We start from the raw sequence: 19,632 nt of genomic DNA on the forward strand, positions 1-19,632 counted from the left end.
TCGCCCCAATGGCCCGCTTCGGCGGCCTCGTCGCCTCCGATCTGCAGGATGTCACCAGTGATCCCGCGGCCCTCGAATCGTCCGGTTTCTGGGCGGTGTCCGCGGACTTCGAGGGCCGGCTCGTCTGTGCCCGCTTCGCCACCGTGCGTACCGCACCCGTGCCCGCACCGGTGCGCGGCGCCTGGCGCGGACCCGCCGCCGGTGACTGGACGTCCTCCCTCGACCGCGCCGCGTACACGGCGGGAGTACGCCGCATCCGCGCGTACATCGCGACGGGCGAGGTCTACCAGGCCAACCTCTGCCGCGTGATGACGGCGCCGCTGCCGGACCCGGCGGCGGCGGACGTGGACGCCCTCACGGCCCTGCTGGCGCGCGGCAACCCCGCCCCGTACGCAGGAACGATTCGGCTGCCCGGGCACGGCGTGGAGATCGCGACCGCCTCGCCCGAACTGTTCCTGCGCCGGGACGGCCGTACGGTCGAGTCCGGGCCGATCAAGGGCACCGGCCGCACCGAGGCCGACCTGCTGGAGAAGGACCACGCCGAGAACGTGATGATCGTGGACCTGGTCCGCAACGACCTGGGCCGGGTCTGCGCCAGCGGATCGGTCACCGTCCCCGACCTCTGCGCCGTCGAGAAGCACCCGGGCCTGGTCCACCTCGTCTCCACCGTCCGCGGCCGGCTCGCCGACGGCGCCGGCTGGCCGGAACTCCTCGCCGCCGCCTTTCCGCCCGGTTCGGTCACCGGGGCCCCCAAGTCCAGCGCGCTGAGGATCATCGAGGAACTGGAGACCGCCCCGCGCGGCCCGTACTGCGGCGGCATCGGCTGGGTGGACGCCGACCGGGCCACCGCCTCGCTCGCCGTGGGCATCCGCACCTTCTGGACCGACCGGACCGGGGCCGCACCGGTGCTGCGGTTCGGCACCGGCGCCGGTATCACCTGGGGCTCGGATCCGGAACGGGAATGGGACGAGACCGAACTGAAGGCGTCCAGGCTGCTCGCGGTAGCGTCGGGCGCCTACGAAGCAACCGGAAGGACCGCACCATGAGGATCTGGGTCAACGGGGCACTGCGGGCCGCCGATGACGCCCGGGTGTCCGTGCTCGACCACGGGCTGACCGTCGGCGACGGCGTCTTCGAGACGGTCAGGACCACCGACGGCCGCCCCTTCGCCCTCACCCGGCACCTCGACCGGCTGGCCCGCTCCGCCCGGGGCCTCGGCCTGCCGGCCCCCGACCTCGACGAGGTGCGCCGGGCCTGCGCCGCCGTCACCGAGGCCAATCCGGCCGCACTCGGCAGGATGCGCATCACGTACACCGGCGGGATCTCGCCGCTCGGCTCCGACCGGGGCACGGACGGACCCGGGCTCGTCGTCGCCCTCGGCGAGGTGCAGCGGCGCCCGGACACCACGGCGGTGATCACCGTGCCCTGGACGCGCAACGAACGCGGCGCGCTCACCGGGCTCAAGACCACCTCGTACGCGGAGAACGTCGTCGCCCTCGCCCGCGCCCACGAGCGGGGCGCGTCCGAGGCACTGTTCGCCAACACCGTCGGACAGCTCTGCGAGGGCACCGGTTCCAATGTCTTCGTCGTACTCGACGGCCGGCTCCACACGCCGCCGGTGGCCTCCGGCTGTCTGGCCGGGATCACCCGCGCCCTGGCCGTGGAGTGGACCGGGGCGCAGGAGACGGAGCTGCCCTTCGACGTCCTGGACCGGGCCGAGGAGATCTTCCTGACCTCCACCCTCCGCGACGTCCAGGCCGTCCACCGGGTCGACGGCAGGGAACTGCCCGGCGGGCCCGGACCGGTGACCGCCAAGGCCATGCGCGTCTTCGACGAGCGGGCCGGCGACGACCTGGACCCGTGAGCGCGACGCCCGGGGCCGCCGAGCGGCTCCGGGCCCGCAAAAGCGGATGACGGGCCCGCGGGCAGGGGATAGAACCTCTCTGATGACCACGACACTCCGGCCCTCCGGGCCGATCCAGCCAGGCGCCGACGGCGCGCAGAGCCGCGCGTACGACGTGTGCGACAACGGGCGGCCCGTCGGGGCCGTGGAGATCGGCACCGAAGCGGGCTCGGACGGCGGCACGGGGGTGCTGCGGGCCCTGCGCGTCGACGAGCCCGTGCGACGGCGCGGCCGCGGCACCATCGCCGCGCTGGCGGCCGAAGAGGTGCTGCGGGGCTGGGGCTGCACCCAGGTGCGGACGGAGGTGGCCGCCGACAACACCGCCGCACGACGGCTGACCGCCGCACTCGGCTACACCGAGCGCAGCCGGAACATGCTCAAGCGGCTGCCGTCCACGCCCCCGGCCCTCCCGGACGGGCTGACCGCCCGGCCGATGACGCCGGAGGAGTTCGCGGCCTGGGAGGACGGGGCGATCGCCGCCTACGCGGAGAGCCTGGTGACGCGCGGTGCGTCACGGGAGACGGCGCTGCGGGCGGCCCGTGCCTCGCACGCCGGACACCTGCCCGACGGCCTGGCCACCGAGGGGGCGCGGCTGCACCTCCTGGTGCACGAGGGCGAGCGGGCCGGGTACGTCTGGGTGGCCCGGTTCGAGATGCATCCCGGCCTGACCGTGGGCTACGTCTTCGACGTCGAGGTGGACGAGCGGTTCCGGGGCCGGGGCTTCGGCCGCGCGCTGATGCTCCAGGCCGAACGGCTCGCGCTGGCCGCCGGCGACGTACGGCTGGGTCTGCACGTCGTCACGGCCAACACGCCCGCGGTGCGGCTGTACGAGTCGCTCGGCTACGAGCCGACGCAGTACAACCTGGTCAAACCGCTGTAGCCGCTGCCGGGACCCGGTGCGCGGAGCGGATCCGGCCGCCGGTTCTCAGTCCTGGTCCGCGAGCAGCCGGTCGGCGATCTCCTCGATCCGCCCGCGCAGGCCCTCCTGGCTCGCGCCGCCGTCCAGCCGCTCCCCGCCGATCACGTACGTGGGCGTGCCGGTGACGCCGATCGCCTTGCCCTCGGCCTGGTCGGCGTCGACGATCAGCATGTGCCTGCCGTCGATCAGGGCGGTGTCGAACTCCTCGGCGTCCAGACCGAGTTCCCCCGCGACCTCGATCAGCAGCGGCTCGCCGGTGCGGCCGAGGTCGGCGGTGCGGGCGAGCACCGCCTCGATGTAGGGCCAGTCCTTGCCCTGTGCCGCCGCCTCCTCGGCGGCCTGCGCCGCCGCGTAGGCGTGCTTGTGCTTCTCCAGCGGGAAGTGCCGCAGCCGGATGTCGATCCGGTCGCCGTACCGGGCGCGCAGGGCGTGCACATCGGCGAGGGCGTGGTGGCAGTCGGGGCACTGGAGCTCGCACCAGACGTCGAGGACGACCGGTGCTGCGGGGGTGGAATCGCTCATGGGACCAGTCTCCCAGGGAGCGCGGGCGTGCCACGACCGAGCCCCGGAGGCGGGGGAGCGGCGACCGGTCCCATGCCGTCCGGCACCCTCCCGCACGGCACCTGGGGAGGAGCCCGGCCCTGAAATGTCCCTGATGTGGGCCGGGAGCGTGGCCCCCCGGACGATGACCGGTGCAGGATGGAAGGGACGTTTCCCCTGCGCCTGGAGGCACCGATGCTTGCCGAGACCATTTGTTCCGCGGCGTCCGCGGCCGGCCTGGGTATCGCCGCCGTCACCGCGTACCGGAAGCGGTTCCTGGCGGCGACCAGGATCGCCGCCTACTCCCTGGTGCCGATCGGCCTGGTGCTGACCGGGGTCGTCGAGTGGGTGTCGGACATCGCCTTCAAGCCGAGCGTCTGGCTGGGCTTCGGGGTGCTGGGGGTGGCCTGGCTGCTGTTCATCACCACGCGCGCGATCGAACGCCGCGGCGGGGGCAGCCGCAAGGAACGCAAGGCCGCCGCCCGGGCCGCGCAGGGCGATGCCGTGGCGCCCGCCGCCGCGGCCCCCTCACTGGGCGCCGGTGTCCCGGCGGCCCAGCCGCGACAGGCTCCGAAGAAGCAGGCGGCGCCCACGGGGCAGGGCGACGACTTCAGCGACATCGAGGCCATTCTGAAGAAGCACGGCATCTGACGCCCGGCCCGGTCCTTCCCCGGCCCGGTCCTCAGGTCCTCTTCGGCCGCGACGGAACAGCTGTAGTATGAATCGATTCAGTCATGATCCTTGACGGCGTTGGGCGAGAGGGCTAGCGTCCCGAACCGATTGAAACAATTCATTCACGCCGTTCGTACGATCACGCCGTCCGTACGATGGGGTGACGCCGCTTCACGAGTGCGGCCAAGGGCATCAGTGGGGCAGGGCAAGTGGCGCGTGTGGCAGGGATCAAGGATGTGGCCCGGCAGGCCGGGGTCTCCGTGGGCACGGTCTCCAACGTGATCAACCGCCCCGAGGCCGTGCTGCCCGAGACCCGGGCCCGGGTGCTGGCCGCCATCGAGGAGCTCGGCTACGTCCGCAGCGAGTCGGCCCGCCAGCTCAGGGCGGGCCGCAGCCGGATCATGGCGCTCCTCGTCCTGGACATGGGCAACCCGTTCTTCGTCGACGTGGCCCGCGGCGCCGAGCGCGCCGCCCGTCAGGCGGGCCTCGGCGTCATGGTCTGCAACAGCGGCCAGAGCCCCGCGGAGGAGGCCGAGTACCTCGGTCTCTTCGCGGAGCAGCGGGTGTGCGGCGTCCTGGTCACACCGGCCGACGCCACCGGCCGCAACCTCGACTCCTTCAGCCGCCACCGCATCCCGTACGTGCTGGTCGACCGGGTCGCCTCCGGCACCGGCACCTGCGCGGTCTCCGTCGACGACGTGCGGGGCGGCGCCCTGGCCGTCGGTCATCTGATCTCCGCCGGGCACCGCTCGGTGGCGTACGTCAGCGGACCCGGCGACCTGCACCAGATCCGGGACCGCCGCGAGGGCGCGCTGTCCGCCCTGGCCGAGGCCGGGCTGCCGCCCGGGGCACTCGTCGAGATCCCCTCCGACCGCCTGGACGTGGCGGCGGGCCGCGACGCCGGCGCCCGGCTGCTCGGGCTCGTCCCGCGCCCCACCGCCGTGTTCTGCGCGAACGACCTGCTCGCCCTCGGTGTGCTCCAGTCCCTGTACGCGGCGGGGGTGCGGGTGCCGCAGGACATCGCCATCGTCGGGTACGACGACATCGAGTTCGCCGCGGCCGCCGCCGTACCGCTGACCTCGGTCCGCCAGCCCGCCGTCGTCATGGGCCGGATGGCCGCCGAACTCCTGCTGGAGGAGGCCGACGACGAGGACGGCACCCACGAGCACCGCAGCGTGGTGCTCCAGCCGGAACTCGTCGTGCGCGCATCGAGCTCCACGCCCCGCTGAGCCCCGCGCTCCCCCTCACCGCCCCTGCCGTCCCTTTCCGCATGCCCGAAATGGAGATGCCGTGTCCCTGTTCGACCTGCCCCTCGACCAACTCCGCAGCTACCGGCCGGAGTCCGGTGAACCGGACGACTTCGACGCCTTCTGGCGCCGCACGCTCGACGAGGCGGGCGAGCACCCGCTGGACGCCGAATTCAGCCCCTACGACGCGGCGTTGAGCAACGTCGACGTCCATGACGTGTCGTTCGCCGGCTGGGGCGGCCACCGCATACGGGCCTGGCTGAACGTGCCCGCCGGTGCCGAGGGCCCCCTGCCCACCGTCGTCCACTACCTCGGATACGGCGGCGGGCGCGGACTGCCGCACGACCACCTGGTGTGGCCCGCCGCCGGCTGGGCCGCCCTGGTCGTGGACACCCGCGGCCAGGGCGCCGTCAACAGCCACTCGGCGGGCTCCACCGCCGACCCGCACGGCGGCGCCAACCCGCAGTCGCCCGGCTTCATGACCCGCGGCATCCTCGACCCCGACACGTACTACTACCGGCGGGTGTTCACCGACGCGGTGCGCGCCGTCGAAGTGGCCCGTGCCCACCCGTCCGTCGACCCGGACCGGATCGTCGTGCACGGCGGCAGCCAGGGCGGCGGCATCGCCCAGGCGGTGGCGGGGCTCAGCCCCCACGTCAAGGCCGCGCTCGTCGACGTACCCTTCCTGACGCACTTCCGGCGGGCCGTGGAGATCACCGACAAGGACCCGTACCAGGAGATCGTCCGCTTCCTGGCCACCCAACACGGCCACGCCGACCAGGTGTTCCGGACCCTGTCCTACTTCGACGGCATCAGTTTCGCCGCCCGGGCGGACCTGCCGGCGCTGTACTCGGTGGCGCTGATGGACTTCGTCTGCCCGCCGTCCACGGTCTTCGCCGCCTACAACAACTGGGCCGGTCCCAAGGAGATCGAGGTCTACCCCTGGAACGGCCACGAGGGCGGCGCATCGGTCCACCGCGCCGCGCAGTTGCGTATGCTGCGCGACCTGGGCTGACGGGCGGGGCCGGGTGCGGGGGAGCGCCGTTCCGAAAGCGTGACGGGGGATCGGACGCCGGAGCGATTCGCAACCTCCTTCGGGGAGTGAACTCCCGCCACGAAAAGGCGTGTTGACCACACGCGGGGGCCGGACTGCGTCATGATCGTCCCGAGATGGTGGACACCTCCCGGGGCGATGCCCCCGCACCCCCTGCCGAAGAGCCGCGTGGCTGCCTCTTCGCGCTTTCCCAGCCCCCTCTGATGATCTTCCTCACGGTGATCGGCAGTCTGCTGCTGATGGCCGCGTTGCACGATCTCTTCGTGCTGTGAACGGTCAGCCGGCCGCTTCCCTGCGGCGCGCGCGGTACGCGGCGACGTGCAAGCGGTTACCGCAGGTGCGGCTGGAGCAGTAGCGGCGGGAGCGGTTGCGCGAGAGGTCGACGAAGGCGTGCCGGCAGTCCGGCGCCTCGCACCGCCGCAGCCGCTCCGTCTCGCCCGCCACGATGATGAAACTGAGTGCCATGCCGCAGTCCGCCGCGAGGTGGTCGGCCAGCGAGGCGTCCGGCGCGAAGTAGTGCACGTGCCAGTCGTAGCCGTCGTGGTTGCTCAGCTGCGGCGTCGTGCCCGCGGCGGCCACGAGTGCGTTGACCAGTGAGGCGGCGACCGCCGCGTCGGTGGCCGCGAAGACGTCGGCGAACCGTGCCCGTACGTCGTGGACGGCCCTCAGGTCCTTCTCGCCGAGCTCGCCCACGCCGCTGACCCGGTGGCGTCCGGCGAACGCGTAGAGCGCCGCGGTGTCGGCGAGCCCGTCGACGGGTTCGCCGCCTTCGGGCTGCTCGCTCTCCGGCGCGGTGTTCACCAGATCGACCACCGTTTCGAGGGCGATCCGGGTGTCGTGGGGGATCAGCACGCTTCCGCTCCCTGGCCTCCGGCGGGCGGGACACCCGCCGATGCGGGCTGACTCTACTGGCTCGGCCCTGCCGCGCAGGGGTGCGGAGGGGCCTGTGGGGCCCCTGGGGCGCACCTCCCGGGCATCCGGGAGCGGCCGGGAGTCCCGCGGCTGTCCGGCGGGCAGGTGCGGCCTCCGGGAGGGTGCGACGGCGTCACGGGGGAGCGGGGGAACGCGGACCGGCGCGGTCACCACGGTGGATTCCGTGGTGACCGCGCCGGTGTCAGCCGTATGAGGTTGTCTGCGCGGCGCCGTCTCCCCGAGTCGGACGGCGCCGTGCAGCTCTCGGCCTGGCTCAGTTCTCGGCCAGGATGTGTGAGAGCTCCGTATCGAGATCGAAGTGACGATGCTCGGTCCCCGGCGGAACCGCGGCGTCGGTCCTCTTCAGGAACGACTCCAGGGCCCTTGCCGGGGCCTCCAGCAGGGCTTCGCCCTCTGGGGAGCTCAGTGCGATACAGACGACGCCCTGGCCGTGACTACGGGATGGCCAGACACGGACGTCTCCGGTGCCGGTGGGCCTGTGCAGCCCCTCGGCAAGGAGGTCACGGGCGAAAACCCACTCGACCGTCTCCTCCGCTCCGGTGTGGAAGGTGGCGTGCACGGCATACGGATCGGCCGTGTCATACCGCAGGCCCGCGGGTACAGGCAGTGAGGACTCGCTCGACACAACGAGGCGCAGGTGCAGCTCGCAGCTGACCGTGGTGTTCATAAGCGCCAGGGCCTTTCGCTCAGTGTGCGCTCGGGGATTCGCACGTCGGCGAAATCGACATGCCACCTACGGTGGCGTTGTAAACCCCTCTGACCGTTTTGTGATCCTTCAGGTAGCTCGTACAGCGGTGTGTAACTTTGAGTCATGCGGCCATTCCGGTGACGAGGAGCGTTCGGGTAGGTTGACCCCCATGAATGCGGAGAGTGACGAGCGGGACGGGGCCGCCGCACCGGCGGATCCGGCTTCCGCCACGGGGGAAGAACGAAAGAGCGTGACGGGGGACGTCACGGAAGGTGTGACGAAGGAGGACCGGGAGCTCGGCTCCAGGGCGCCCGGGTTCATCAAGGCGTCCAGGACGCTGCACCTGAGCTGGCAGGTCGGCGTGTTCATCGTCGGTCTGGCCGTGGTGGGGGCCGGCATCGTGATGCTGCCGCTGCCCGGCCCCGGCTGGCTGGTGATCTTCGGCGGCATGGCGATCTGGGCGACCGAGTTCGTCTGGGCCCAGCTGGTGCTGCGCTGGACGCGCCGAAAGGTCACCGAGGCCGCCCAGCGGGCGCTCGATCCGAAGGTCCGGCGGCGCAACATCACGCTCACGGTGATCGGGCTCGTGATCATCGCGGTGCTGGTGGGGATCTACGTCTGGAAGTTCGGAATCGTCATGCCGTGGAAGATCCACGAGTGACCCGGGCATGGTCGTGGGGCGCCGCTGACATGGGGTAATGTTTGGCGTGCGCCCGGGCGATTAGCTCAGTGGGAGAGCGCTTCGTTCACACCGAAGAGGTCACTGGTTCGAACCCAGTATCGCCCACCCCGGACCGACGGCCCGGAAGCTTCCAGAAGCTTCCGGGCCGTCGGCGTTTCCGGATGCCGCGGGCGCTCCGGCCGGGCGTGTTCCCGGGCGTCCCGTTCAAGCGCTTCGATTGATTTTCGTCCCAGCCATTGACGTCGCCGGTGCCGCTCCCTACTTTGACCCGGCAAGCGCTTTCTAAAACGATTCAATCAAGCGTAGGGGCGAACTATGTCTCGGAACCAGGGCATGGACCGGCGGCAGATGCTGAAGCTCGCGGGCTTCTCGGCCGCCGGTCTCGGGCTGACCGCGGCGGGCTGCGGCTCGGGCGGCGGCTCGAACGGGCCGGTCACCATCCGGCATGCCTGGTGGGGCGCCGACGACCGGGCCAAGAAGGTCCAGGAGTGCGTCGCGCTCTTCGAGAAGAAGCACCCGAAGATCAAGGTGAAGACGGACTTCCAGCAGTACCCGGACTTCTGGAAGAAGTTCAACACCCAGGCGGCCGGCGGCAACCCGCCCGACGTCATCCAGAACGCGGTCACCTTCCTCCGCAAGTACGAGGCGAAGAACGTCCTGCTCGACCTCAACCCGCAGGCGAAGAAGGGCAATCTCGAACTGGAGGGCTTCCGCGCCGGCCTGGAGAAGTTCGCCGAGATCGACGGCAAGCTGCTCGGCGTCCCGGTCGGCAGCAACTCGATGGCCCTGGTCATCGACGAGAAGGTCTTCGAGAAGGCCGGCGTCGACCACGGCCTCGGCTGGACCTGGGACGACTGGTACGCGGGCCTGCAGAAGATCAAGTCCGGTCAGGGCATAGCCGGCGACTCCGGCCCGCACGGCGTCATGTACCTCTACGACCTGATCCTCCGCCAGAACGGCAAGGCCTTCTTCACCGAGGAGGGCATGGGCTTCGGTGAGAACGAACTGCTGCCGTACTGGACCGAGGCGCTCGCCCGGGTCAAGTCCGGCGTCTACGCCGACCAGAAGAAGGTCGAGCAGATCAAGCCGGCCTCCGCGCTCGCCAAGGGCCTCTCCGCCGGCGAGTTCACCTGGGACAACTTCTCCGTCCGCTACAGCGCGGAGGGCAAGAGCAGTTACAGCCTCGCGCCCATCCCGACCACCGACGGCAAGAAGACCGGCCAGTACCTCGGCTCGCTGATGCTCAGCGGCACCGCCCGCACCAAGCACCCCGCCGAGGTCGCCACCTTCATCAGCTTCATGACGCACGACCCCGCCGTCGCCCGCATCATGGGCTACGACCGCGGAGTCCCCGCCACCACCGCCCAGTTCGAGGCCTTCCAGCCCACCGACGCCCCGAGCAAGGCGATCGGCGCGTACGAGACCGAGATCGCCAAGGCGGGCGTCCTGGAGCCCATCACCCCGCACCCGGCGGGCGCCGACGTCGTCGAGGCGGCGTTCCTGCGCATCGGCGGCGACATGTCCCTGGGCAAGGCCTCGCCGGAGGACTCCGTGAAGCAGTTCTTCTCCGAGGCGAAGACCGCCCTCGCCTCGAACTGAGAGGAGCATCGCGGTGACTCACATCCAGACCTCCACGAGCGGCCCGGTCCTCGGCACGGACCTCGCCGCCGTGGAGCGGAGCGGCCCGGGACGCAAGACCCGCCCCGCTCCGCAACCGCGGGGCCACCGCGAGAATCTGACCGGCTATCTCTTCATGTCGCCCTGGATCGCGGGCTTCCTGTTCCTGATCGCCGGCCCCATGGTCTTCTCGCTGTACCTCGCGTTCACCGACTACAACCTCTTCGACGCCCCCAAGTGGGTCGGCCTGAAGAACTTCACCGACATGTTCGCCGACCCCCGCTGGCGCCAGTCGGTCAAGGTGACCTCCTGGTACGTGGTGATCGGCACCCCGGTCAAGCTGGCCGCCGCGCTCGCCGTGGCCATGCTGCTGGCCCAGAAGCGCTGGGGCCAGTCCTTCTACCGGGCGGCGTTCTACGCCCCCTCGCTGATCGGCGCGAGCGTCTCGGCCGCCATCGTCTGGCGCGCCCTGTTCTCCGACGACGCCGTCGTCGACCGCGGACAGCAGCTGTTCGGCATCGACGCCGGCGGCTGGATCGGCGACCCGCAGATGATCATCTACGCGCTGGTGGCCCTCACGGTCTGGCAGTTCGGCGCCCCGATGGTGATCTTCCTGGCCGGCCTCAAGCAGGTCCCCAGGGAGCTGTACGAGGCGGCCGAGGTCGACGGGGCCGGCCCCTGGCGCAGGTTCTGGAGCATCACCCTGCCGATGATCTCCCCGGTGCTGTTCTTCAACGTGCTGCTGGAGACCATCCACTCCTTCCAGATCTTCGCCTCCGCCTACATCGTCAGCAACGGCAGCTGCGGCCCGGCCGACGCCACGCTCGTCTACACCTGCTACCTGTACGACCAGGGCTTCGCGAACAGCCGGATGGGCTTCGCCTCCGCCATGGCATGGCTGCTGCTCGTCGCCGTGGGCCTGGTCACCGCCGTGCTGTTCTGGTCCCAGAAGCGCTGGGTGCACTACGAGGAGGGGGGCCGATGACCCCGATGGACACCACTGCCGCACGACGCCGGCTCCCCGGCTCCCTCGCCTGGCACATCGGCGCGCTGGCCATCCTCGTGGTGGTCCTGTACCCGGTGGCGTGGACGATCGGCGCGTCGTTCAAGCCGAGCGGGGACATCGTCGGCGCGCTGAACCTCTTCCCGGCCGACCCGGTCACCTCCAACTACCGGCGGCTCGCCGATGGCATCGCCGACATCCCGATCTGGAAGTTCTTCCTGAACTCGGCCTACATCTCGGTCGGTTCGGTGATCGGCGTCGTCCTGTCCTGCTCGCTCACGGCGTACGCCTTCACCAAGGTCCGCTTCGCCGGGCGCAACATCATGTTCGCCATCATGATCGGGACGCTGCTGCTCCCGTACCACGTACTGATCATTCCGCAGTACGTGCTCTTCCAGAAGCTGGAGCTGATCAACACCTTCACTCCGCTGCTGATCGGCAAGTACCTCGCCACCGACGCCTTCTTCGTCTTCCTCATGGTCCAGTTCATGCGCGGACTGCCCAAGGAACTCGACGAGGCCGCCCGGCTCGACGGCTGCGGGCACCTGCGGATCTACTGGTCGATCGTGATGCCGCTCTGCCGGCCCGCGCTCATCACCAGCGCCATCTTCACCTTCATCCAGGCCTGGAACGACTTCATGGGCCCCCTGCTGTACCTCAACGAGCCGGACAAGTACACCGTCTCGATGGGGCTGCGGATGTTCATCGACCAGGACGCCGTCGCCGACTACGGCGGCATGATCGCGATGTCACTGGTGGCCCTGCTGCCCGTGCTGGCCTTCTTCCTGGCCTTCCAGCGCTACCTCATCGACGGCATGGCCACCTCCGGCCTGAAGGGCTGAACACCCGTGGCGACCAGAACCGGCACCGCACCCAGGACCTCCTTCGTCCGGGAGCGATTCAGCGTCTTCACCGAATGCCTGCTCACCGGTGTGTGGATCACCGTGGCCGCCCTGCCGCTGGTCACCCTCCCCGCGGCGTTCGCCGCGGGGAGCCGCCACCTGCGCCGCTACCTGGCGGGTGAGGCGGGCGGGATGCGGGAGTTCGCCGCCGACGCACGCGAGGCGTTCCGTACCGGCTGGCGGATCTCCCTGCTCTGGTGGGCGGCGCTCGCCCTGCTCGCCTTCGACTGGCAGGTCGCCCGGTCCGGCCTGCTGCCGGGCGGCGGTCCGCTCATCGTCGTGAGTCTGCTGGGACTGCCGGCGGTCGCCGTCTGGGGGCTGCGTACGGCTGCCGCCTGGCAGCCCGGCACACCCTGGCAGCGGACCGCCCGGGCCGCGGGCCGCCGGACCCTCACCGACCCGGCCGGATCGCTGCTGCTCGTCGGCGGATTCGTCGCCCTGGCCCTCGCCGCCTGGCAGATTCCGCCGCTGGCCGCGCCCGCCCTCGGCTGTCTGGCCGCGGCCGCGGTCGCCGCCGACCGCCGCTGACCCGACGGCCGGCCCCCCAACCGCACCACGTCCCACCACGCGTCAGCGTGCGATCAGGCATGCCCGTTTTCGCCACGAATTGGAGCCGTGATGTCCCCGATCCCCCGCCGTACCGTCCTCAAGGCAGCCGCCGTCGCCGGCGCGGCCACTACCTTCTCCTGGGTGCTGAACGACACCGCCCAGCAGGCGGCCGCCGCCACCGGCAAGGCCGGCGAAGGCCCCGTCGAGATCAGCTGGCTGGAGGAGGAGGGTCTCGGCGCCGCGCCCGGCTCCACCTTCGGCGTCCCCTGGGCCAAGGGCCGCTTCCCCGCCGACCAGAGGTTCGCCCTGGCCACCGCCGACGGAAAGGACGTCCCCGTCCAGACCTGGGCCACCGCCAAATGGCCCGACGGCTCCCTGAAGTGGACCGCCCACGCGGTCGGCCCCGAGGCGGCCGGCGCCAAGAAGTTCACCCTCACCACCGGCGAACCCGCCACCGCCGCCCACACGGTCACCGTCAAGAACAGCGGCGGCTCCATCACCGTCTCCACCGGCGTCATCACCGCGAAGATCGGCAAGACCGGCTCCTCGCTCGTCACCTCCCTCACCCGAGGCTCCACCGAAACAGCCAGGGACGGCCGGCTCGTCCTCATCCGCCAGGGCGAGATCGAGGACGGCGACCAGGGGCAGGAGAAGTACGAACGCTTCGAGAGCGCCATCTCCAGGGCCGAGGTTGAACAGAGCGGCCCCGTCCGCGCCGTGGTCCGCATCGACGGCAAGCACCGCCGGGGCAGCCGCTCCTGGCTGCCCTTCTCCGTCCGGCTGTACTTCTACGCCGGCGCCGAATCGTTCCGCATGATGCACACGATCACGTTCGACGGCACCCAGGAGCCCGGCAAGGCGAGCGGCGACTTCATCCGCGGCCTCGGCGTCCGCTTCACCGTCCCGATGCGCGACGAGACGTACGACCGGCACATCCGCATCGGCGGCGACGAGAGCGGCATGCTCCGCGAGGCCGTCAAGGGCATCACCGGACTGCGCCGCGACCCCGGAGCGGCCGTCCAGGCCGCCCAGTTCGAGGGCACGAAGCTGCCCGACCCGGCGACCTGGGACCAGCGCGTCACCACCCGCCTCCCGCTCATCCCCACCTGGGGCGACTACACCCTCAGCCAGCTCTCCGCCGACGGCTTCTCGCTGCGCAAGCGCACCAGGAAGGGCCACGGCTGGATCGCCGCGGGCGGCGGGCGGCGCGCCTCCGGCTTCGGCTACGTGGGCGGCGCGAGCGGCGGACTCTCCTTCGGACTGCGCGACTTCTGGGAGAAGTTCCCCGCCCAGCTCGACATCCGGGGCGCCGACACCGACGCCGCCGAGGTCACCATCTGGCTCTGGTCGCCCGAGTCCGAGCCGATGGACCTGCGGTTCTACCACGACGGCCTCGGCCAGGACACCTTCCCCGAACAGCTCGAAGGCCTCGAGATCACCTACGAGGACTACGAGCCCGGCTTCGGCACGCCGTACGGCATCGCCCGCACCAGCGAACTCGTCTTCTGGGCCAACGACTCCACCCCCAGCGCCGAGGCCCTCGCCCAGCAGACCCGTACCGTGCGCACCCTCCCGCAGCTCGTCGCCCCGCCCTCCCAGCTCATCGGCGCGGGCGTCTTCGGCGGGCTCTTCTCCCCGGTCGACCGCTCCACGCCCGCGAAGGCGAAGATCGAGGACCACCTGGACTTCCTGTTCACGTACTACAAGGACCAGGTCGAGATGCGCCGCTGGTACGGCTTCTGGGACTACGGCGACATCATGCACTCCTACGACCCCGCCCGGCACCAGTGGCGCTACGACGTCGGCGGCTACGCCTGGGACAACTCCGAGCTCTCGCCCGACCTCTGGCTCTGGTACGCCTACCTGCGCTCCGGGCGCGCCGACATCTTCCGCTTCGCCGAGGCCATGACCCGCCACACCGGCGAGGTCGACGTCTACCACCTCGGCGACTGGGCCGGCCTCGGCACCCGTCACGGCGTCCAGCACTACGCCGACAGCGCCAAACAGCAGCGCATCGCCAACACCACCTACCGGCGCTTCTACTACTTCCTCACCGCGGACGAACGCGTCGGCGACCTGATGCGCGCCAACGTCGACTCCGACGAGACCTTCCTCGCCCTCGACCCGCTCCGCAAGATCCGCACCGAGCCCTACACCCCCGACCGGCACGCCCTGTCCGTCGGCTTCGGCACCGACTGGAGCGGACTCGTCTCCGCCTGGCTCACCGAATGGGAGCGCGGCGGCCCGCAGGCCGAGAAGGCGAAGGCCCGGGTGCTCGGCACCATGGAGACGATCGCCGCCCAGCCCAACGGATTCGTCCAGGGCAGCGGCCTCTACGACCTGGACACCGGGAAGTTCGCCGTCGCCACCGAACCCGTCGTCAGCGTCTCCCACCTGTCCGGCGTCTTCGGCCTCAACGAACTGTGCGCCGAACTCATCGGCCTGATCGACATGCCGGAGTTCAAGGAGGCGTACCTCGACTACTGCCGCTACTTCAACGCCACCAAGGCCGAACAGGCCGCCCGCTACGGCTCCAACTTCGGCAGCCTGATCCTCTTCCAGGGCCACTCCCGGATGGACGCGTACGCCGCCGTGCAGACGGGCGACGAGAAGCTCGCCGCCCGTGCCTGGGAGAAGTTCTACAACAGCGACGGCTACAAGGAATCCGCCCCCTGGAAGACCGAGAAGGTGAGCGGCCCGGTCACCACCGTCCCGGGCAGCGAGGCCAACTGGGTCTACACCAACGACACCGCGCTCTACGGGCTAGCCGCCATCGAGAACCTCGCCCTCGTCGGCGACCGCATGCCGGCCTGAGGCCCCCGAGGGCGCCCCGGGCCGGCGCGCGGCACGTCACCGCATCCGGCCCAGGGCGTCCTTCAGCCGCCGCGCGTCACGCAGCCGCTTCTCGTACGTCGCGCCCACGGCCAGCAGCAGCACCCCGGCCAGCGCCGGCGCCACCCAGCGCGGCATCGCACCCACCACCTGCACCACATACGGCGCCAGTTCGTGCAGCGCGTCCAGCGCCAGCACCGCACCGCCCAGCACCAGCAGCGCCTGGAGCCGCAGCCGCGCCCCCACCAGCGTGACCACCAGCGCCGCCACACCCAGCAGCAGTGGCCTCGGCCAGTGCGGATCGACCCAGGCGGCGAAGAGCGAAGGCACCAGCGTGACCGCCAGACCCGCCCCGTACGCCGTCCACGAGGAGGCCGCGGGATCGCGGCGCCGGCGCAGCACACCGACCACCAGCGCCGGCACGGTCACGGGCAGGGTGTACGCCTCCGGGGAGGACACCCCGGACGCCGACAGCCGGACCCAGGACGCCAGGACGAACAGCGCCGTCGCCAGATACCCGGCCACCGGGCGCCGCTCCGGGCGCAGCGCCGTCGCCGCTGCCAGCACCCCGCACAGCGACAGCACCAGAGCGAGGAACGGCCGGTCGTCCAGAGCCATCAGGACGGCCGCCAGTCCCACCGCGCCACCGGTCGCCTCGACCGGCACCGCCACCGCGCGCCCCTTCAGCCACGCCCCCAGTCCGGCCGTCAGCGCGGGGACGACGAGCAGCAGGGGGGCCGCCTCGTGCGCCGCCAGGTCCAACGACGCGCCGGCCGCCACGGCGAGCACCGCGGCACACACCACGGCCGCGCACGCCACCACCGCCTGCACGGTCACCCATGCCGTGGAGCGCGACGGCCCCTGCGGCGCGTCCAGCGCCGCGGCTCCGCCGCCGAACACCAGCAGCAGCATCCCGAACACCGCGTACGTGACCGGCTCCGAGCCCAGCGACAGCAGGGCAACGCCCACCGCACCGACCGAGCCGCACAGCCACGCCGTCAGCGCCACACCCGTCCTGCCGCGGCGCAGCGCGCCCACCGCGAGGGCGAGCACCCCCGCGGCCAGCACCGACTGCACCGAGACGGCCACCGGGTACGAGAAGTCCAGCGCGGGCGGCAGCACCGTCAGCCCCGCCCAGCCGAGCACCACGGCGCCCGCACCGGCGGCGCCCCGCCACGCGGAACCGGGGGAGAACACCGGCACCGCCCACCGCACCACGCGCTCCCACGACCGGTACGCGGCCCCGAGCACCGCGGCCACCATCAGCAGCACCACCGGGGCCGCCACCATCTCCGGCCACGGCAGCCCCGTGGCCCCCAGCGCCCCGCGGACCCCCTCGTCCGGGGTCCCCGACCACACCCGGCCCAGCTGAGTCACCGGACCCACCAGCACCACGGCGACCGGGGCGGCCGAGAACAGCACCGACGCGGCCGTCACCGCACCCGCGGCCCCCACCAGGCCCCGCCCCGCCGGACGCACCAGCGGAACCCGCGCCCCCAGCGGCAACAGCGCGCCGCAGACCAGATACACCGGCACCGCCCAGCCGCCGGACACCGCGGCGCCCGGGACCCCGCCCACCGCGGCGACGGCGGCAAGACCGGCCACCGCGCCACCGGCCACCGCGAGCGCCACCGGCGCCCGCCGGGCCCCGGCGAGAGGGATCACCGCACCGGCCAGCAGCAGCGCACCCGGCACCACCGCGTCCGCGGGCCCCTCGGCCGACAACGACAGCACCAGCGCCACCAGGAGCCCCGCACCACCGGTCACCCAGAGCCCCGCGCAGGCCGTGGCCCGGACCCCGACTCCCTTCCACCGCACGGCGATCGCACAGTCCAGCGCCGCCGTCGCCAGCAGCGCACCGGCGAACACCGACGCGTCCGCCTCCACCGCCCACGCCCACAGCACCAGCGGCAGCTGCGCGCCGGCCACGGCCAGCGGCAGCGGCAGCCGCAGCCGGTCCAGCAGCAGACCGTAGGCCGCCCAGAGCACCGCCAGCACGGCCGAGGCGCCCGCCGCGTACCCGAGCCCGTCGGTCTCCGGCAGGGCGACCCGGTGCAGGGCGTACGCGTCCAGGACCATCAGCACCGCGGCCAGCGCACCGATCGCCTCCGCCGTCGAGGACAGACCCCGCCGCAGCAGCATCGCCGGCGCCGACAGCGCCGCGACCGTCACGGCGGTCAGCACCGCGGAGCGCCCGCCGATCCCCATCTGACCCCAGCTGACCAGGGTGAACGCGATCGCCGCGATCGTCAGCAGCAGACCGCCGAGGGTGAGCAGCACGTTCTGCGCACTCCGGGAGCGGACCGGGGGAGCGGGCGGCCCGAAGGGCGCCGAAGGAGCCGCGGCGCGGCCCGGAGGCGGCGGGAACGGCGGTGCGTACGGCGCGGCCGGCAGCGGGGCGGGCGCCTGCAGCACGCTCACCAGCCAGGCGCGACGGGTCAGGAGCTGGGACCGGCGCAGATCGAGCCGGGCGAGCTCACGGTCGAGGAGCGTCAGTTCCTCGGCGGGTGGCGGCACATGTTCCATGGACGCGAGTGTGGCGCGGGCCACGCCGGCGGACATGCGCACGGGTACTCAGTTGCCCGGCTGAGTATGCGCATCCTGGAACCATGGACTGGACGCACTACCGATTCGTGAGCACCTGGCACCTGCCCGCCCCGCCCGGCGCCGTCTACGCCCACCTCGAACGCGTCGAGCTCTACCCCCAGTGGTGGCCGCAGGTCCGCGAGGTCGTCCCCGTGGACGACACCACCGGCACCACCCGGATCCGCTCCCTCCTCCCGTACGACCTGGTCGTGACCGCGCGCGAACGCCGCCGCGACGCACCGGCGGGTGTCCTCGAAGTGACCCTCAGCGGTGACATCGAGGGCTGGGCACGCTGGACCGTCACCCCGCACGGCACCGGCACCCGCGCCACGTACGAGCAGGAGGTCGAGGTGCGCCGGCGGCTGCTGCGGGTCCTCGCGGTGCCGGGACGCGCCGCCTTCCGGGCCAACCACGCGCTGATGATGCGGGCCGGACGACGCGGTCTCGCGGCTCGGCTGGAAGCGGTTTGAACCACACCCGCCGAGCCCTGTATGGTTCAACCCGTTCCCGGGCGATTAGCTCAGTGGGAGAGCGCTTCGTTCACACCGAAGAGGTCACTGGTTCGAACCCAGTATCGCCCACCCCGGGAGAGGCCGGTCCGTCAGCACCACCGACGGACCGGCCTCTGCGTGTCCGGGGACCGGTTCACGCCGCGGCGCGCAGTTCCGGACGCAGCGGCCACGCCGGATCCACCGTCTCCGGCGTCCCGCTCCTGGCGAACCAGGCCTGCAGACCACGCGCCTGGGCGGCATGCCACACCGCCTGGCGCGTGTGCAGCTCGGCCGGTGTCAGCCGCTCCAGACGAGTGGCGAACCGCCGCCCCACCGCCCGGACCAGCTCCAGCGACGCCGCCGCGTCGGCCGCCGCGTCATGCGCGCCGTCCAGCACCACCCCGTACAGCTCACAGAGATCCGTGAGCGTGCGCCGGCCCTTGCGGTAGCGGTCCAGATGCTTGTCGAGCACCCGCGGATCCAGCACGCACAGCGAGGCGCTCTCCAGATAGCCGCCGAGCGACGACGCCCGGTGCCGCCTCAGCTCCCGGTCCAGCAGCGTCAGATCGAACGGCGCGTTCATCACGACCAGCGGCCGGCCCGCGGCGCTCTGCTCCGCCAGGGCCCTGGCCATCTCCTCCACCACCGGCGCGGGCCACCGCCCGTTGCGCTGGAGGTGGTCGTCCGTCAGACCGTGGATCTCCGTCGCCCCCACGGGCACCGGAACCCCCGGATTCACCAGCCAGCGGGTGGTGCGCATCCGCCCGCCCGCACTGTCCTGGACGACGAGGGCGGCCGAAACGATCCGGTCCTCCTCGACGTCCACTCCCGTCGTCTCGGTGTCGAAAGCGGCCAGCGGCCCCTCGTACCAATGAGTCATCCCCGAACTCCTCGCGCCCGAGCGGCAGATGGTGTGATTCCTCTGCCCGGTTCGGTGATACCCGCACCCTTTGCCTGATACGCCGTTTGCGGGACGCTCCCTGCGGTGACAACACAGGTGACGGGGCCGGAAGT

Annotated in this window: 19 protein-coding genes and 2 tRNA genes; 16 read left to right on the forward strand and 5 right to left on the reverse strand. The window is 71.8% G+C overall.

What is annotated here, in order from left to right; translation table 11 throughout:
- The first annotated feature begins 8 nt into the window (after positions 1-8).
- The 3 genes from OG521_32500 to OG521_32510 all read left to right on the forward strand — a co-directional run bounded on the left by OG521_32500 (position 9) and on the right by OG521_32510 (position 2,783).
- A complete protein-coding gene (locus OG521_32500; protein WUW26881.1) occupies positions 9-1,046 on the forward strand; it encodes a chorismate-binding protein in 1,038 nt (345 codons plus the stop codon).
- A complete protein-coding gene (locus OG521_32505; protein WUW25224.1) occupies positions 1,043-1,864 on the forward strand; it encodes an aminodeoxychorismate lyase in 822 nt (273 codons plus the stop codon). The genes OG521_32500 and OG521_32505 overlap by 4 nt, the downstream gene beginning before the upstream one ends.
- Before the next feature lie 82 nt (positions 1,865-1,946).
- Positions 1,947-2,783 (forward strand): GNAT family N-acetyltransferase, encoded by an 837-nt coding sequence (locus OG521_32510; GenBank protein ID WUW25225.1) that lies wholly within the window; start codon positions 1,947-1,949, stop codon positions 2,781-2,783.
- A gap of 45 nt (positions 2,784-2,828) precedes the next feature.
- Here OG521_32510 and OG521_32515 read toward each other — a convergent pair whose 3' ends face one another.
- Entirely contained in the window at positions 2,829-3,344 is a 516-nt protein-coding gene (locus OG521_32515) for a DsbA family protein (GenBank protein WUW25226.1), read from the reverse strand.
- A 213-nt stretch (positions 3,345-3,557) separates the two neighbouring features.
- Between OG521_32515 and OG521_32520 the strand changes: the two genes are divergently transcribed.
- From OG521_32520 to OG521_32535, 4 genes are all read left to right on the forward strand, one after another.
- Complete coding sequence (locus OG521_32520; GenBank protein WUW25227.1) at positions 3,558-4,013, forward strand: hypothetical protein; 456 nt, start codon at positions 3,558-3,560, stop codon at positions 4,011-4,013.
- A gap of 230 nt (positions 4,014-4,243) precedes the next feature.
- On the forward strand, positions 4,244-5,263 hold the full coding sequence (locus OG521_32525; GenBank protein WUW25228.1) for a LacI family transcriptional regulator: 1,020 nt from the start codon (positions 4,244-4,246) through the stop codon (positions 5,261-5,263).
- Between the two features lie 61 nt (positions 5,264-5,324).
- Entirely contained in the window at positions 5,325-6,296 is a 972-nt protein-coding gene (locus OG521_32530) for an acetylxylan esterase (GenBank protein ID WUW25229.1), read from the forward strand.
- A gap of 155 nt (positions 6,297-6,451) precedes the next feature.
- A complete protein-coding gene (locus OG521_32535) occupies positions 6,452-6,607 on the forward strand; it encodes a hypothetical protein (GenBank protein ID WUW25230.1) in 156 nt (51 codons plus the stop codon).
- A gap of 4 nt (positions 6,608-6,611) precedes the next feature.
- Here the strand turns inward: OG521_32535 and OG521_32540 are convergent, their stop codons facing one another.
- Both OG521_32540 and OG521_32545 read right to left on the reverse strand, forming a co-directional pair.
- Positions 6,612-7,187, reverse strand: coding sequence for a CGNR zinc finger domain-containing protein (locus OG521_32540; GenBank protein WUW25231.1), 576 nt, complete (start codon positions 7,185-7,187; stop codon positions 6,612-6,614).
- A gap of 334 nt (positions 7,188-7,521) precedes the next feature.
- Entirely contained in the window at positions 7,522-7,935 is a 414-nt protein-coding gene (locus OG521_32545) for an SsgA family sporulation/cell division regulator (protein WUW25232.1), read from the reverse strand.
- A 190-nt stretch (positions 7,936-8,125) separates the two neighbouring features.
- Here OG521_32545 and OG521_32550 point away from each other — a divergent pair, with 190 nt between their 5' ends.
- The 7 genes from OG521_32550 to OG521_32580 all read left to right on the forward strand — a co-directional run bounded on the left by OG521_32550 (position 8,126) and on the right by OG521_32580 (position 15,523).
- Entirely contained in the window at positions 8,126-8,617 is a 492-nt protein-coding gene (locus tag OG521_32550) for a TIGR02611 family protein (GenBank protein WUW25233.1), read from the forward strand.
- A gap of 54 nt (positions 8,618-8,671) precedes the next feature.
- Positions 8,672-8,743, forward strand: a tRNA-Val gene (locus OG521_32555).
- A gap of 210 nt (positions 8,744-8,953) precedes the next feature.
- Positions 8,954-10,237 carry an extracellular solute-binding protein gene (locus OG521_32560; protein ID WUW25234.1) on the forward strand — a complete coding sequence of 428 codons (1,284 nt, stop codon included), beginning with the start codon at positions 8,954-8,956 and terminating at the stop codon, positions 10,235-10,237.
- 70 nt (positions 10,238-10,307) lie between these two features.
- A complete protein-coding gene (locus OG521_32565) occupies positions 10,308-11,240 on the forward strand; it encodes a sugar ABC transporter permease (GenBank protein ID WUW26882.1) in 933 nt (310 codons plus the stop codon).
- Positions 11,237-12,100, forward strand: coding sequence for a carbohydrate ABC transporter permease (locus OG521_32570; GenBank protein WUW25235.1), 864 nt, complete (start codon positions 11,237-11,239; stop codon positions 12,098-12,100). Before OG521_32565 ends, OG521_32570 begins: the two co-directional genes overlap by 4 nt.
- A 6-nt stretch (positions 12,101-12,106) precedes the next feature.
- A complete protein-coding gene (locus OG521_32575) occupies positions 12,107-12,688 on the forward strand; it encodes a hypothetical protein (GenBank protein WUW25236.1) in 582 nt (193 codons plus the stop codon).
- A gap of 90 nt (positions 12,689-12,778) precedes the next feature.
- On the forward strand, positions 12,779-15,523 hold the full coding sequence (locus OG521_32580; protein ID WUW25237.1) for a Tat pathway signal sequence domain protein: 2,745 nt from the start codon (positions 12,779-12,781) through the stop codon (positions 15,521-15,523).
- Between the two features lie 36 nt (positions 15,524-15,559).
- Here OG521_32580 and OG521_32585 read toward each other — a convergent pair whose 3' ends face one another.
- Positions 15,560-18,067, reverse strand: a complete 2,508-nt coding sequence (locus OG521_32585; protein ID WUW25238.1) for a hypothetical protein — start codon at positions 18,065-18,067, stop codon at positions 15,560-15,562.
- An 83-nt stretch (positions 18,068-18,150) separates the two neighbouring features.
- Here OG521_32585 and OG521_32590 point away from each other — a divergent pair, with 83 nt between their 5' ends.
- On the forward strand, positions 18,151-18,597 hold the full coding sequence (locus OG521_32590; protein ID WUW25239.1) for an SRPBCC family protein: 447 nt from the start codon (positions 18,151-18,153) through the stop codon (positions 18,595-18,597).
- A 39-nt stretch (positions 18,598-18,636) separates the two neighbouring features.
- Positions 18,637-18,708, forward strand: a tRNA-Val gene (locus tag OG521_32595).
- A gap of 64 nt (positions 18,709-18,772) precedes the next feature.
- Here the strand turns inward: OG521_32595 and OG521_32600 are convergent.
- On the reverse strand, positions 18,773-19,498 hold the full coding sequence (locus tag OG521_32600; GenBank protein ID WUW25240.1) for a 3'-5' exonuclease: 726 nt from the start codon (positions 19,496-19,498) through the stop codon (positions 18,773-18,775).
- Positions 19,499-19,632 lie beyond the last annotated feature (134 nt).

This window comes from Streptomyces sp. NBC_01463, assembly GCA_036227345.1.
In the GTDB taxonomy this organism is placed as follows: Bacteria; Actinomycetota; Actinomycetes; order Streptomycetales; family Streptomycetaceae; genus Streptomyces.